The organism is Ruegeria sp. YTSA168, assembly GCF_059610045.1.
On record NZ_JBXWMW010000002.1, the window covers coordinates 336,042 to 351,644 of the forward strand.

13 protein-coding genes are annotated in these 15,603 nt (G+C 56.1%); 6 read left to right on the top strand and 7 right to left on the bottom strand.

Annotation, left to right across the window (positions count from 1 at the left end; translation table 11 throughout):
• Nucleotides 1-8: 8 nt before the first annotated feature.
• The 4 genes from xylA to xylF form a co-directional block, all read right to left on the bottom strand.
• On the bottom strand, nucleotides 9-1,316 hold the full coding sequence (gene xylA / locus AC2FFE_RS05310; RefSeq protein WP_496817997.1) for a xylose isomerase: 1,308 nt from the start codon (nucleotides 1,314-1,316) through the stop codon (nucleotides 9-11).
• Nucleotides 1,317-1,326: 10 nt separating this feature from the next.
• A complete protein-coding gene (locus tag AC2FFE_RS05315) occupies nucleotides 1,327-2,130 on the bottom strand; it encodes an ATP-binding cassette domain-containing protein (protein WP_496817996.1) in 804 nt (267 codons plus the stop codon).
• On the bottom strand, nucleotides 2,130-3,428 hold the full coding sequence (locus tag AC2FFE_RS05320; protein ID WP_496817995.1) for a sugar ABC transporter permease: 1,299 nt from the start codon (nucleotides 3,426-3,428) through the stop codon (nucleotides 2,130-2,132). The genes AC2FFE_RS05315 and AC2FFE_RS05320 overlap by 1 nt, the downstream gene beginning before the upstream one ends.
• Nucleotides 3,429-3,490: 62 nt before the next feature.
• Nucleotides 3,491-4,510, bottom strand: a complete 1,020-nt coding sequence (gene xylF / locus AC2FFE_RS05325; protein WP_496846079.1) for a D-xylose ABC transporter substrate-binding protein — start codon at nucleotides 4,508-4,510, stop codon at nucleotides 3,491-3,493.
• A 154-nt stretch (nucleotides 4,511-4,664) separates the two neighbouring features.
• Here xylF and AC2FFE_RS05330 point away from each other — a divergent pair, with 154 nt between their 5' ends.
• Together AC2FFE_RS05330 and AC2FFE_RS05335 are read left to right on the top strand one after the other, a co-directional pair.
• On the top strand, nucleotides 4,665-5,882 hold the full coding sequence (locus AC2FFE_RS05330; protein WP_496817993.1) for an ROK family protein: 1,218 nt from the start codon (nucleotides 4,665-4,667) through the stop codon (nucleotides 5,880-5,882).
• Entirely contained in the window at nucleotides 5,872-7,383 is a 1,512-nt protein-coding gene (locus AC2FFE_RS05335) for a CRTAC1 family protein (protein ID WP_496846080.1), read from the top strand. Before AC2FFE_RS05330 ends, AC2FFE_RS05335 begins: the two co-directional genes overlap by 11 nt.
• Here AC2FFE_RS05335 and AC2FFE_RS05340 read toward each other — a convergent pair whose 3' ends face one another.
• Genes AC2FFE_RS05340 through xylB form a run of 3 tightly spaced genes read right to left on the bottom strand, consistent with a single transcriptional unit; the run spans nucleotide 7,384 to nucleotide 11,068 of the window.
• Entirely contained in the window at nucleotides 7,384-8,685 is a 1,302-nt protein-coding gene (locus AC2FFE_RS05340) for a cytochrome-c peroxidase (protein WP_496817991.1), read from the bottom strand.
• Entirely contained in the window at nucleotides 8,682-9,614 is a 933-nt protein-coding gene (locus AC2FFE_RS05345; protein WP_496846081.1) for an aldose epimerase family protein, read from the bottom strand. Before AC2FFE_RS05345 ends, AC2FFE_RS05340 begins: the two co-directional genes overlap by 4 nt.
• The gene (xylB, locus tag AC2FFE_RS05350; protein WP_496846082.1) at nucleotides 9,611-11,068 is read right to left on the bottom strand and encodes a xylulokinase; all 1,458 of its coding nucleotides are present in this window, start codon (nucleotides 11,066-11,068) and stop codon (nucleotides 9,611-9,613) included. The genes AC2FFE_RS05345 and xylB overlap by 4 nt, the downstream gene beginning before the upstream one ends.
• 260 nt (nucleotides 11,069-11,328) lie before the next feature.
• Here xylB and AC2FFE_RS05355 point away from each other — a divergent pair, with 260 nt between their 5' ends.
• The 4 genes from AC2FFE_RS05355 to AC2FFE_RS05370 all read left to right on the top strand — a co-directional run bounded on the left by AC2FFE_RS05355 (nucleotide 11,329) and on the right by AC2FFE_RS05370 (nucleotide 15,538).
• Complete coding sequence (locus tag AC2FFE_RS05355; RefSeq protein ID WP_496846083.1) at nucleotides 11,329-12,087, top strand: IclR family transcriptional regulator; 759 nt, start codon at nucleotides 11,329-11,331, stop codon at nucleotides 12,085-12,087.
• A 67-nt stretch (nucleotides 12,088-12,154) separates the two neighbouring features.
• Nucleotides 12,155-13,555 (top strand): selenium-binding protein SBP56-related protein, encoded by a 1,401-nt coding sequence (locus AC2FFE_RS05360; RefSeq protein WP_496817987.1) that lies wholly within the window; start codon nucleotides 12,155-12,157, stop codon nucleotides 13,553-13,555.
• Nucleotides 13,556-13,561: 6 nt separating this feature from the next.
• The gene (locus AC2FFE_RS05365) at nucleotides 13,562-14,239 is read left to right on the top strand and encodes a hypothetical protein (protein ID WP_496817986.1); all 678 of its coding nucleotides are present in this window, start codon (nucleotides 13,562-13,564) and stop codon (nucleotides 14,237-14,239) included.
• Between the two features lie 165 nt (nucleotides 14,240-14,404).
• Nucleotides 14,405-15,538 (top strand): CobW family GTP-binding protein, encoded by a 1,134-nt coding sequence (locus tag AC2FFE_RS05370; protein WP_496846084.1) that lies wholly within the window; start codon nucleotides 14,405-14,407, stop codon nucleotides 15,536-15,538.
• Nucleotides 15,539-15,603: the final 65 nt, after the last annotated feature.

Below are 15,603 nucleotides of genomic sequence, written 5' to 3' on the forward strand. Positions count from 1 at the left end.
TTTTACCTTCAAACGAACCGGTTGACGTAGTTTTCAAGCTTTTCCTGACGACCTGACTTTGGGGTTGGGTTGATACCTTCCGATAAGACCCGCGCGGTGATGTCATCCAGATTGCTGGTCAGCATGGCCTGGGCCTTGGGTGCGTCCCAGCCCGCATATCTGTCGGACAAGGCAGCCTCTAACCCACCATCTTCAATCATCGCAGCAGCGGCCTTCAGGCCACGGGCACAGATGTCCATCCCCCCTAAATGTGCAGCGATGAGGTCCTCGGCATCGATAGACTGACGGCGAATTTTAGCGTCAAAATTCGTACCGCCGGTCGTAAATCCGCCAGATTTCAGGATGTAGTAATAGGCCAACGCGACTTCGGGTGTGTTGTTGGGGAACTGGTCCGTGTCCCAGCCAGACTGATAGTCATTCCGGTTCATATCGATGGACCCCAACATCCCTTCTGCCGTCGCAACTGCGATCTCATGCTCGAAGCTGTGACCGGCGAGGATGGCATGGCCCTGTTCCAGGTTCAGCTTCACCTCATCTTCGAGACCATATTTCCTGAGGAACCCGATGCAGGTGGCCGCATCATAGTCATACTGATGTTTTGAGGGCTCCTGAGGTTTGGGCTCGACCAGAATGGCACCTTTGAAACCGATCTTATGTTTGTACTCGACCACCATGTTCAGGAACCGGCCCATATGGTCCAACTCGGTGCCCATGTCGGTGTTCAGCAGGGTTTCATACCCTTCGCGTCCCCCCCACAGCACATAGTTCTCTCCGCCCAGTTTGTGAGTTGCATCGATGCAGGATTTCACCGTGGCCGCTGCAAAGGCAAACACATCCGGGTCGGGGTTCGTGCTTGCGCCCGACATCCAGCGCCGGTGGCTAAACATATTGGCCGTACCCCAAAGGAGCTTGATACCCGACGCCTGCATCTTTTGACCGATATAGTCCGTGATCTCTTCAAGCGTTTTCAGATTATCGGCGAAATTGCCTTGCTCGGGCCTGACATCTGCATCGTGCCAGCAGAAATAGGGCTGCCCAAGGATATCAAACATCTCGAATGCGATGTCCGCTTTCAGGCGGGCCCGCCCCATATCGTCCTGCGGGTGCCAGGGTCGTGTGAAGGTAGCGCTTCCGAAAGGGTCACCGCCTTCCCAGGCAAAGGAATGCCACCATGCGACAGCGAACCGAAGATGGTCTTCCATCCGCTTGCCCAAGATAACTTCGTCCGGATTGTAGTGACGAAACGCCAGAGGATTTGCGCTGTCTGCGCCTTCAAACTCTACCGGCCCGATCCCCTCGAAGAAACCGCTTGTCATATCCTTCACCTCATTCCGCCTTTTCGCCGGGTTTCTTGCCCAGAATGATCATCGACAGCAGATCGTCATCGGTGACATCCGCAATATCCACGGTTCCGACCAGCTTGCCGTTCTTCATAACCGATGCGCGGTCGCACAGGTCCATGACTGCGTGCACATCATGGTCGATCAGGAAAATCCCGATCCCCTGCGCCTTGAGCTGGTGGATCAGGTCGGCCACCATCTGTGTCTCATGCGGACCCAGTGCGGCGGTCGGTTCGTCCATAATCAAAATACGAGCATTGAAGTATACAGCGCGGGCGATAGCCACGGATTGACGCTGCCCCCCGGACAGAGCCGAAACCGGATCGTTGAACTTCTGAAAGTTCGGGTTGAGCTGCGCCATGATCTTGCGGCACTCCGCCTCCATCGCCGCGTCATTGACCAGACCAAAGGGCGTTACCATTTCACGCCCAAGGAATAGGTTCGAGGTGGCATCCAGATTGTCGGCCAAGGCCAGCGTCTGGTAGATCGTCTCGATATTGTTGGCCCGCGCGTCCCTTGGATTGCCGATCTCGACCGGATTTCCGTCAATCAAAATCTCACCGTGGTCCATCTGGTAGGCACCAGACAGAACCTTGATCAGGGTGGATTTCCCGGCCCCGTTGTGACCCAACAATCCAACAACTTCTCCGGGGTAAAGGTCAACAGACACCTGATCGACCGCCTTGATCCCACCGAACGAAATTGAGATATCGCGCATCTCGACCAACGGCGCGACACCGGACCCACGACCGGTATTCGAGGGCTTTTTTTGCGTTTCCTGAGCTTGCATCACTTGGCCCCCAATCGCTTGCGGTAGACGATGTCGATATAGACGGCCAGCACCAGCACGCTGCCGACAACAATGTTTTGGAATGGTGCATCGACACCCACCATGGCCATGCCAGACTGAAGCGCCTGCATGATCAGGGCCCCGAGAATGGCGCCATAGATTGTACCGATCCCGCCAGACAAGGCCGTTCCTCCGATCACAGCGGCAGCGATAACCCGGAGTTCGTCCAGCGTGCCGATATCATTGGAGTGATTGGCCAGCCGGGCCGAGGCGACAACGGCCGAGACGGCGCACAGAAACCCCATTAGGGCAAAGATTTTAACAGTCAGCAACCGGGTGTTGATGCCAGAAAGTTCGGCCGCATCCGGGTTGCCTCCGGTGGCAAAGATGTACCGCCCGAACCGTGTTTTGCGCGCCACCACGGTCAGGCTGACCGCGACGATGATCAGAATGAGAACCGAGATTGGGATGCCATATCCGACAACCAACCCCTCTGGCATAATCTCTCCACGTGCTTCGAACATACGCTCCAGCCTGCGGGTCGGGATGGCATAGCTGTTTACGATGAACACATATCCCAAAATGGCGATGGCAATGATCACAGCGAGGGTTGATTCCGCCCAAACTGGTTTGACCGGGAACCCATGCGCTGCTTTGGCGCGACGCCCGCTCCACAAGGCCCAAATTGCGATGACAGTCGCAAACAGTCCGAACAGCCAACTGACGGTCGTGCCCAAGGTCCCGTTGGTGCCGCCAAACATCAGGAAGGTGCTGTCCAGCGGACCGATGGTCTGGCCACTGGTCATATACCACGCCACGTTTCGCCAAACGAGAAAGCCGCCCAGTGTCACGATAAATGCCGGGATCGTCAGATAGCCAACCATCCATCCGTGAAAAGCACCGATCAGCGTACCGACAAGCAGCCCGACAACGATTGTAATCGCCCAGGTCAGCGGGTTGTTCAGCCCTAGCCCCAGCATATGCGGCAACAGCTCCGTCTGGGTCATCGCCATTACAGCCGAAGTTGTTGCCAGCAGCGCACCGACAGACAGATCAATGTGGCGTGTCACGATGATGAACACCATGCCACAGGCCATGATCGCGACCGAGACGGTCTGAATCGACAGGTTGAACAGGTTTCGGGGTGTCAGAAATCGGCCATCCGTGACGATGTTGAACCCGATACATAGAATGACAAAGGCGCCGATCATGCCCAAAAGCCGCATATCCAGTTCCAATTGCTGGAACAGGTTTTGTTTGGTTTTTTGGGGTACCGGCTGAGACGAAGTTTCGGTCATTTCCGATCTTTCAATATCAGCAAAGGCCCCTGACCCAAACATGAGGGTCAGGGAATTTAGATTCAGTTACAAGGCGCAGGCCCGTTTTCAACGCCCTGGCACAGGGCCTCTTGCGAGATCCATCCGGCGTCCACAACAACACTCAGGTTGTCTTTGGTGATCGGAACCGGAGCCAAAAAGACAGAAGTCATTTCGGTGCCACCAGGCGAGGTCCAACTAACCGCGCCGTCAACATCCCCCGCGCTGGTTCCGCTGCTCAGCGCAACAGCGATTTCACCGGCTGCTTTACCCAGTTCACGAGCGTCTTTCCAAACCGATACGGTTTGCGTGCCCAGGGCAACGCGGTTCAGTGCAGCATGGTCGCCATCCTGTCCCGAGACCGGGATACCTTCCATCCCTTGCGCTGTCAGAGCCGCCACAACACCGCCAGCAGTACCGTCATTCGAGGCGACGACTGCGTCAACGTTGTTCTCATTGGCGGTCAAGATCTGTTCCATGTTCCGCTGCGCGTTTGCAGGCAACCAGCCATCGGTATAGGCCTCACCCACGATCACAATGTCACCGCTGTCGACAGCCGCGCCGATGATCTCTTGCTGACCGCCACGCAGGAAGTCTGCGTTTGGATCGGTCGGAGAGCCTTTGATCATGACATAGTTGCCCTTGGGCATGGCCTCGAAAACCGCGCGCGCTTGCATCCGACCGACTTCGACATTGTCAAACGTCAGATAAAAGGCGCGATCGTCTTCGATCAGACGGTCATAGGCGATCACAGGAATGCCTTCATCGGCGGCGGCCTGAACGGCGGGACCGATGGCCTGTGCGTCCTGCGCCAAAATGATCAGCGCATCCACGCCCTGAGCAATAAGGCTTTCGATATCCGACAGCTGTTTTGCAGACGACGATTGCGCGTCGGCAGAGATGTATTCAGCACCACCGGCTTCCAAAGCCGATTTGATTGCAGCTTCGTCTGTCTTCCAACGCTCTTCCTGAAAGTTCGACCAGCTTACGCCAACAACCGGATCAGCGAAGGCCGCCGATCCCATCAATGCAACCGCAGCCGAAAGGCTGAGAAGTTTTTTCATGATTTCCTCCCGTTTTTTCCAAGCCATCTCGAAGTCGATTCGTGGCTTTCGGAATCGGGAGTACCATATTTATTTCAGTCAGTAAAATATTTAGTCTGTTCGAACGCAGAAAATCCCAATAAATTGGCAGGAAGATCAGATTCGGATGGGCAAGATGCTGAAAAGCAAAGCTTCTCAAACCTCGACAGAACAACGAAACACAACCCGCCTGCGGGTTCTCGAACATATTCGGACCCTGGGGTCTGTCTCTCGTACCGATATTGCTGGCGCGCTGCAGACCAGCCCGGCGACGGTCACCTCAGCGACCGCTGATCTGATCACAGCGGGGCTGATCAAAGAGACAGAGGGCGACTCGACATCCAAATCTGCAAAGCGCGGACGCCCCCGGGTTTTGCTGGAACTGGACGGCAATTCTTATCTTGTCGCGGGGCTCAAAGTTGCACGCCACGTGCTGTCGGTGATCCTGGTTGATTTTCAAGGTGTGCCTTTGGCCTCATACAATCATCCGCTGCCCGACGCGCAGATGACGCCCGAGGTATTTGTCAGAACAATTCGCGCCGCGCTGCAAGAAGCCAGTGCCCGGATTGGTAAAACAATCGAGGACCTGTCGGGGGTATCGATTGGCATTGCCGGGCTTGTTGATGCGGAAAACAACTTTGTACACTGGTCGTCCTCTCTGACGGAAAGAAACATTGATTTCAGCCTGCTGTTGCCCAAGGCGCTAGCCTGCCCGGCCTTTATCGAAAATGACGCAAACCTGGTCGCCAAGGCCGAACAGCATTTTGGCTATGGTAAAGGTTTAAGGAACTTCCTTGTTGTAACCATCGAACATGGCGTGGGTCTTGGTATCGTCCTAGATGGCAAGCTGTATCGCGGGGAACGTGGATGCGGGGCCGAGTTTGGACACACCAAGGTACAGCTGGACGGCGCGCTGTGCCAATGCGGTCAACGCGGGTGTCTTGAGGCTTATGTCGGTGTCTATGCGCTGATCCGTGAGATGACAGTCGCGCACCAAAATCAAGGGCCCAAGACAATCGCTGATATCTACGACAAAGCCCGCGAGGGGGATGTAATGGCGGCGTCCGTTCTGGGGCGCGCGGGCCAGATGTTTGGCCTGGGGATTTCAAACCTGATCAACCTGTTTGACCCCGAATGCATCATTCTGTCCGGCGGGCAAAAAGGGCTGGAGCATCTTTATTCGGATGAGGTGATGGCCCGTATCCGCAGCGGCGTTGTGAATGTGGATACCCCCCTGCCCGAGATCAAAGTTCACCATTGGGGCGATCAGATGTGGGCCAAGGGCGCGGCGGCCTATGCGATCGAGCAGGTCTCGATCCTCAAGGTGAAGGACATTCCGGCACATGCGTCCTGAGCTGTTTGTCCTTCTGATGTTGCCCTCGGCACTTACGGCGGAGGTGCAAACCCCGCATTTCACACCGGTCGAGATTGCAAGCCACATCTACGATGGCGGGTGGGAGCATTTCGTCGGTGGCGGAGTCGCCGTCTTTGACTGCGACGGGGATGGCCTGCCCGAAGTGTTCGCAGCTGGAGGCGCGAACCCGTCGCAGCTGTTTCGAAACACTTCGTCAGACAGTATTTCATACGATGCCAATACGCCCGAAGAACTGAACCTAACGGGTGTAACTGGCGCCTATCCGCTGGATATCGACAGCGACGGCATTCTGGACCTCGCCATATTGCGGATTGGCCCCGATCTGCTGGTGAAGGGCGCGGCAGATTGTCGGTTCAGCCCTTTCACCACGCTTAAGTTTCAATCAGACAATCATTGGACAACCGGATTTTCCGCGACTTGGGAAGATGAGCAAAACCTGCCGACCCTTGCCTTTGGCACATATGTCGACCGCAGCAATCCAGATGGTCCGTTTGAAGCCTGCGGCCCAACGGTTTTGTACCGACCCAAGGACGGCAGCTATCTGCCACCGGCGCATCTGGATCCGGGGTATTGCTCGCTTTCAATTCTGTTCTCCGACTGGTCTCGGTCCGGACGCGCGGACCTGCGTGTCAGCAATGACCGCCACTACTATGTAAAGGGAGGTCAGGAGCAGCTCTGGGCGATGGAACCAGAACCCTTACTCTACTCTGCCGAAGATGGGTGGTTGCCCTATTCGATCTGGGGCATGGGCATCGCATCGCGTGACCTGACTGGAGATGGGTTCCCTGAGGTCTACTTGACCTCGATGGGCGATCAGAAACTTCAGACGTTCGACCCCAAGGCCAAGGGACCGACCTGGCGAGACGCGACCTATGAACGGGGCACTACTGCCCATCGTCCGCATGTAGGCGGAGATGGTCGCCCCTCAACCGGATGGCACGCGCAATTCGGGGACGTCAACAACGACGGACGGGACGATATTTTTGTGGCTAAAGGCAATGTGGAACAGATGCCTGATGCGGCTCTGAACGACCCGAACAACCTGCTTTTGCAGGACTCGCATGGCCAGTTCGCAGAAATGTCGGTGACCGCAGGCATCGCCTCGATGGCAAAATCGCGCGGTGCGGCTTTGGCGGACCTTGATGCGGATGGCTGGCTGGATCTGGTGGTGGTCAACCGAGGCGCGGCGCTTGAGCTGTATGAGAGCCAATCCCAGAACGGAAATTGGCTAGTGGTCGAGGTTTCTCAGGACCGTTCAAACCGGTTTGCTGTGGGCGGGTTTATCGAGATCAGGACGCCCGCCGGTCTACAGACCCGTGAAGTTACTGTCGGCGGAGGGCATGCCAGCGGCATCGCAGGGCCACATCACTTTGGCCTGGGCGCGGCCGACACAGTCGAAGTGCGGATTATCTGGCCAGATGGGCAGATCGGAGACTGGCAGGCGTTTGAAGCCAACCAGAGCATTCGGATCGAGCGTTAGTCAGCGGTCGACCGGTAACCCGCTGGGCACCTGATCCGGGATACCGAGCCGTACGGCGGGGTCCTCAAGACTGGTCAGGAAGGCCAGAATTGCATTGACCTCCTCATCCGTCAGGCTGATCTCAGCCAACTCATTGGCATTGGCTATCGCGTCTACGTGGTCCGGGTCCAACAAGGCCGCTCGATCAGATGCCCCAGGAAACTCCGACAGCAAAGCCATATCAATCGAATAACTGCGCAAGGCGCTTTCCGGCTCAAGGTGGTGGCGCACCACATCTTCGAGCCGCGCATAGGCGCCGCTATGACCATAAGGCGCCGTCAGCGTCACATTGCGCAGTGATGGCGTGCGAAAGGCGAAGGCATCACGCGCGTCCCCGGTGACACGTAACCGACCATCATCGCGCACATGGCTTTCAAATCGTGCGCTTTTTCCGGGCCCGATCTGAGGCATGGCAATGGCGTGAAAACTGTGATCCGTTTGGAACCAGCCCGCATGGCAGGTGCTGCATCCCGCCTGACCATAGAACAGGTCGGCCCCCAGTTGCGCATCTGGTGGCAGAAGTTCCTCACCGCGCATAGCCCGGTCAAAGGGGCTGTTGTCAGCGCGCCATTCAAAGGCGATGAAATCCGCGATCGCGTTGGCGATGGCGGTAAAGGTGATCTCCTCTCCGGGCGACACCCGATCAAACCGCGCCCGATATTCGGGGATCGACGCAACGCGGGCTGCGATCAGGTCCCAGGCACCGCCTTCCTGAGTGAGCAGGCCAAGACGTACCGCCTGACTGACGTCGTTTTCGGAATAGTGGCCTGCCATCTCATCCGGTGACAGTACAGGAAACATCGCCTGCGCGGCCAATGCCGATTGGAACCCGGGTCGCATATTCGTCCCCAGCGGGGTGCGGATGCCTTCTGGCTGCGTCGGATCCGCCTCAAGCCGACCATCATGAAAGAACGTTGTGAACTCGGCTGCGCCGAGGTTCCAAAGCGCAGGCGAATTTCGCGGAATGCGCTGTTCGGGCAGGTTGTTCGGATCAAGCCCGCGTTCGGGCCCTAGACCCACACCCCCTTCGCCAATCCCCAGCGACAAACCGTCGGATGTCCCCAAGTCAGGATGATGACAGGTCGCACAGCTGATATTCCTGTTGCCCGACAGGATCGGGTCGTAGAACAGCAATTGGCCCAATTCGACGGCTTCGAGGTCGGGTTCAACAAATACCGGGCGCGGGCCCAAATCGAGCGATGTCGCGTTTGTGGCTGATGCTAAGGCAAAGCCCCCGGCCGCCAGTGTTGCGATGAACCTCATGCTGCACCCTCGGTGATTTCTAAGGTCAGGGTCTGGCGATAGGGACGTTTGGGAGTACATATAATTGACGGAAAGGTCGTAACATTCGGCGCATTGGGGTATCCCGATGGCTCGATACACAGGCCCGCTCTGGGAGAGAAAGGGTCAGACAGACCTCCACCGGTGTAAATCTGCGCACCGAGCTGATCGGACCAGAGCTTCAGTTTCAACCCATTCGGCGCGATGACTTCGGCGACGGGTTGTTTGGTGTCAGTTCCGAACACGAAGAAATGATCCAAATCTGCCCCAGCTTCCTTGATAGGTTTGGCAGAGCTGAAATCCATCGAGCCCCCGGCGGTCTTAGACACCGGGCCAAACGCTATTCCCTGATCGTCGGTGTCCAGATATCGGGCCGAGGCCAGTTTTAGAAGATGATCGGAAACGCCCATTGTGCTCCCCAACGAATAGTAATTGTGCTGCGCGATACTGATCGGTGTTGGACGATCCGTCTGAGCAGTTACCGAATAGGTCAGACGTGGATATTCGAGTGTGACGCGCAGTTCGAACTGCACCTGCCCCGGAAAGCCGCAATCTCCATCCGGTGAGTTTAGGCGCAACACTGCCTCATTCTCGGCAACCTGAGTGAGGGTCCAATGTTGGTGCGAAAGGCCCAAGCGCCCACCATGTAGAATGTTCTGGCCTTCATTTGCATCCAGCGCGAACCACGCCTTGTCCAATGCAAATGACGCACCTGCGATGCGGTTGGCAACGCGACCGACGATGGCGCCCAGATAATTACGATCCGGCAGGTAATCCATCGGATCATCATAACCCAGGATCATTGGGAGGCCCCTGTACCACCAGCCTTGGGTGATCGCCCCATAGCTCAGCAAGCATACGCGCATTTCACCACTTTCGAGGGTGGCTTGCTGGATCACTTGTCCGGTCATTTTTGCGCAAGCGGAGCCAGCGCCGCATAGTATTGGCGATAGCTTTGATACGCCTGTTCATATGCGGCAAACAGATCGGCGCGCGGCTCAATAATGCTGCCCACCTCGGGCGGCGACATAACATCGGTGGGATCAGCGCCGCTGGCTGCACAAATTGCAAGGCGTGCAGCCCCAATTGCCGCGCCGAATTCGCCGCCTCTTGGCAGGGCCAGGGGTATTTGCAACACGGTCGCAAGTGTTTCCAGCCAGTAAGGGGATTGCGCCCCGCCGCCAACGGCCATCAGGCTGCTGGGCTCGGTTCCTGTGCTTCTTAGTGCCTCAAGACAATCCCGCATGGCAAAACCGACGCCCTCCATAACCGCCTGTGTCAAATCAACGGGACCCGAGGAGACATCAAGGCCCAGAAAAGCGCCTCGGATGGCGCTGTCATTATGGGGTGTTCGTTCTCCGGACAGATAGGGCAGAAAACGCGTCGCGGATGGCCCTTTTGGTGACTTAGGCAACGCGTCGGCCAGGTCACTGACGGGTTGCCCGAGATTCCGTGATAACCAGTTCATGCAATTTGTGGCGGACAGAATGACCCCCATCTGTATCCACATGTCGGGCACTGCGTGGCAGAAGCAATGGACCGCCGTCTCAGGCTTAGGCGCGTATTTGTTACGGGCCACCAGCAAAACACCCGAAGTACCAAGCGACAGGAACCCTACCCCATCTTCAACGCTGCCAATCCCGCAGGCCGCGGCTGCATTATCCCCTGCCCCACCGGCAACAACCACCGGCCCCGAAAGACCCCAGTCTTGTCGTAGCTCTGCCCTGAGTTCTCCACCCGCTTCGCTGCCTTCCACCAGCCCGGGCATCTGGTCCAGACGCATATGACTTAGACGCAACGCGGTTTCTGACCAGGTGCGGGCGCTGACATCCAGCCACGACGTGCCAGCGCTATCAGACATGTCGCTGATGCACTCACCGGTCAGCCAAAGCCTTAGATAGTCTTTGGGCAGGAGCACCTTAGCCACTCTGGAATAGACATCCGGCTCATGCGTCCGCACCCATTCGAGCTTGGGCGCCGTAAAGCCCGGAAAGACGATGTTACCGGATATGGCCCGCATGTCTGCGATCTGGTCCAACTTCGCTGCTTCCTGCGCAGCACGCGTATCGTTCCACATGATACAGGGGCGCAGCACGCTCAAGTCGCGATCTAACAAGGTTGCCCCATGCATATGACCGCTGAGGCCAATCCCGCACAGCTTGGAAAACTCCGTTTCATGCTCTGCCTTGATCTGGGCGATAACCGTCCTGCAGGCTTCGATCCAATCCTCAGGCGCTTGCTCGGACCATCCGGAATGCGGATAAGAGGTTGCAATCTCTTGCTCGGCATTGCCGATGACAGTGCCCCCCTTGTCAATAAGAACGCCCCTGAGCCCTGAAGTGCCCAAGTCCAGTCCGAGATACACGGTAGTCTCTCCAATATTATTTTATTAGGTAAAATTATTTGCTGCGCGCGTATTGTCAACATCGGTCTTTGACTGAATTCATATCACTTATCGCGTTAAACCAGCCTGGGTTTCTGACCTGGGAATGCGCCTATTGCCGAAGGTTCGGTTCACCCATTCACAAATCTGTTTTTGACCAGCTGGCAAACAAAGCTTGATCTTTATCGGCGATGTCTCATTATACGAGAACAATTCTCACCATACGATGGTATCCCAACTATATGCACCTAGAGCGCTTGATCAGTTTACTTGAAATTATCGCCGTCGTTGGCCGGCCTGTTTCGGTTGCTGAGGTGCAGATGGCCAGCGGCCTACCCAAACCGACCTGCTACCGGCAGGTGCAATCCCTGCTGGATCAGGGCCTGATTGAAGACCCGAATGGGGATGGGCGCTATGTGATTGGTGATCGCCTGATCCGTATCGCCTTGCTGGGCAAATCCGATATCGATGTGCGCCGCGTATCCGCCCCGGTTCTGCGAGCGGCGGCGACCACCTTCAACGAAACGGTGTTTCTGGCCCGGTTCCGGGACAGCAAGATCGAGATCATTCATGTCGAAACACCCGAAGACCCGGCCCGCGCGTTCGTTCATCCTGGCATAGGAGAACGCCCCTTGCATGCTTGCTCCTGCTCGATGGCCATTGCAGCCTTTGCCGAACCGGGTTTTCAGGACACGATTCTAAATGGCGCGCTCAGGGCGTTTACCGATCATACCAAAACCACACGTGAAGAGCTGATTGAAGCATTCAAGTTGATCCAGGAACAGGGCTTTGCCGATTGTGATCAGGAAATCGACATTGGCATTGCCAGCGTCGCAGCCCCTGTGGCCGTAGGCCGGATCGGAGTGACATTCAGCGTAGGTGCTGTCGGACCGGTGCGCCGGTTTGGAACCGAATACAGACAAGAGATTGGGGCGCAACTCAAAGATCTGGCCGCCAAGGTCAGCGGCGCCATCCAACTGTGCAATGTTGGAGGTGTCTAGAGCAGAAATTCATCGACGCCTGTAGGCGGGCCCCAAGGAGGTGGGGTAAACAAAAGGGAGGACTACCATGAACTTACGACCAGATCCGACGTTTCACGCGTCACCCAAACTGGCGATGGAGGCGCCGGTTGAGAATTTCGCCTTTACCATCATGCTGGGCAAAGACCCCAGCCAACACGATGGTCTGGCTGTGATCGACCTTCGAGATGGCTCGGACACGTATGGGCAGATCGTACGTACCGTGATGACCCCACATACCGGGGACGAGTTTCACCACTTTGGCTGGAATGCCTGTTCCTCGGCCCTGTCCCCACTATCCGGACACGCATTTCTTGAAAGGCGATATCTGATTGTTCCTGGCATCAGATCCAGTCGCATCTATATCTTTGACGTCAAAGAGCCTCTGAACGCGTCGATCCACAAGATCATCGAGCCCGAAGAAGTGTTTGAAAAAACCGGCTATTCACGCCCGCATACTATCCATTGCGGTCCCGAGGGCATTTATGTTTCGACCCTAGGTGGTGCCGGCCCGGATGGAACAGAGGGACCTCCGGGTATTTTCATCATGGATTGCGAAACCTTCGAGATCATAGGTCGCTATGAGATGGATCGGGGCAAGCAGGACAAGCACTATGATTTCTGGTGGAACCTGCCGCAGGATTACATGGTCAGCTCGGAATGGGGTTTGCCGCCGCAGTTTGAAAATGGGGTAGTCCCCGAGGATCTGCTAAGCAATAAATATGGCCATTCCATCCATTTCTGGGACCTGCGTGCGCGCAAAAACATCCAGACCATGGATTTTGGTGAGAACTACCAGATGGCGCTGGAAATTCGCCCGGCCCATGATCCGACGAAGTCTTATGGATTCTGCGGTATCGTGGTGGACACAACGAACCTACAAGGGGCAATCTTCACCTGGTGGCGCGATGACGATGGCAAATGGCAGTCGAAGAAGACTATTACAATCGACCCTCGCCCGGAAGATCCAGAAAACCTGCCAGAACTGCTGAAAGGGTTCAGCGCGGTGCCACCGCTGGTGACAGATATCGACCTCAGCTTGGACGATAAATACCTGTATGTCGCCTGTTGGGGGCTAGGCGAGATGCATCAATACGATGTCTCTGATCCGTTCAATCCGGTTCTAAACGGCAAGGTTGAACTGGGTGGGATCGCGCGCGAGACCAAGCATCCCAATGGCAAAGACTTTATCTACGGCCCGCAAATGGTTGAGATCAGCCGGGATGGCAAACGCGTCTATTGGACCAACTCGCTCTATTCGACTTGGGATAACCAATTCTATCCGCATCAGGAAGGCGGCCAGATGGTGATGGCCAATGTAGGCGACGATGGCAGCTTTGTGCTGGATCCGGATTTCTACATCAACTTCCCCGAGAATATGCGCGCACACCAGATTCGTCTGGAAGGCGGCGACTGCTCGACTGACAGCTTCTGTTATCCTTCCGCGTAGGTTCGGATGGAAGATCTGTCTTTGACGGCCCTCTGGTGGGCCGTCATTTTCTCAGGCTTATATCACGGGATAAATCCCGGCATGGGGTGGCCCTTAGCCGTGTCCTCTGCGCTGATGGAGCGTAAACCCTCGGCCATGACCAAGGCGCTTATGATGTTGGCGCTGGGGCATTTCCTGGCGATGATCGGTATTCTGCTGCCGTTCTCGTTGATGATTATTCTCGTCGAGCGCGAAACCGAAATCCGCCTGGGTGCCGGCGTGATTGTGGTTGCGATGGGTATCTACCTGTTGATCAATCGAAAGCACCCCAAGATATTGGCCCGTGTCCATCCGGCGCGCCTGGCCCTTTGGTCATTTCTGGCCGCTATGGCACATGGGGCCGGGTTGATGCTGGTCCCGATTTATCTGGGAATTTGCGGATTGCTTGAGCCGGGCAATGTGGCCGCAACAGGCCATGCCGCTGCGCAGGCGCTGATGACCAATGATGTCTTTACGGCCTTCACGGTGGCTGCGGTTCATACCCTTGCCATGACTTCCGCCGGGGCTTTGATCGCAGTTTTTGTTTACCATTGGCTTGGTCTGAAATTCATCTCAAGAAGCTGGTTCAATCTGGATGTTGCCTGGGCGATCAGCCTGATCGTAGTTGGTGCATTCGGCATTTGGTCGGCCTATGCAGGACATTAAGATGAGGCACATTCCAAGCCACACGCACACCTCTGCGCCGGCTTTGAGCCCGATTAACTAGCCCCTTAGGCAAGTTAGCGCCCCATGTTACTCTTGATACTGTAATGATATAACGTTATTTTCACTTCGAAAAATCCGCATAGAATGAATCAAGGGACAACTCAGATGGAGAAAGCGGACAATCGCATACCAGTCACCTTGCTTACAGGCTTTCTGGGCGCGGGCAAAACGACAGTGTTGAACCATCTTATCAGGGACCCAGAAGCCGGTCGCATAGCGGTGATCATGAATGAACTTGGCGATGCGGGACTTGACCATGATCTGATCGAGGAAACGACCGAGGACGTGGTGTTGATGCAATCCGGTTGCCTGTGTTGTTCGATCCGGGGCGATCTGGCGGATACGTTCGCCGGCCTGTTTGTCCGCAGAGAACGGGGCGAGCTTAGTTTTGATCGCGTGGTTATCGAAACCACCGGGATCGCTGATCCGGGTCCGATTTTGCATACAATGGTTATCGACGACCTGATCGCACCAAACTTCCGCTTGGATGGTGTCGTCACATTGGCTGATGTGGCAACCGGCCCTCGCACCCTTGATACGCAGTTTGAAGCGGTCAGTCAGATCGCGATGGCCGATCTGATTGTCTTGACCAAAACCGATCTTGTAACTCCGACCGACATCAAACGGTTCACAGCTAGGTTGGAAGGGATCAATGGAACCGCCCAACTCATAACCGCCCAACACGGGCAGGTTCCGGTCGGCGCGCTATTCGGCTTGTCTGCGATGCGTAGCAGCGCCACAGCAGATGATCTTTTGGATTGGCTTGGGTCAGAAAAGCCAAAGCCCGACCCATTGGCTGGGTTGTCCGGATTTGCACCAAAGGTGGTCACATCTGACCCCATGCCCCACCCCCCCGCAGGCACTCATTTCCACCATGAGAGCCTTATTGGCTCTGCCTCAATCGAGGTCGCAGATCCGATACCTGCACGTGTCTTTGATCTTTGGTTGGAAACGCTGATTGATCTCAAAGGCCCCAACATCCTGCGCATGAAAGGCATCGTGCATGTTCAGGGCATGGAATGGCCCTTCGTTTTTCACGGGGTGCAGCACATTTTCGACGCTCCGGTGCCGCTGAAATCATGGACCGGAGGCGACACGACAAGCCGCGTGGTCGTGATCGCGTGTGATATCGATCAGGGCGATCTGAAAGCCAGCCTAGAAATGCTGCAATTGCATTCTCAGAGCCTTGATGCGCGCGTAGACGGAATGATGACCCACGTCACTGAGATGTCGGATTGATCGATTTCAACGTCTCAGAGTATCAACTGGCTATGAGCGATTGGCGCCTAGAGCAAATACAGCAC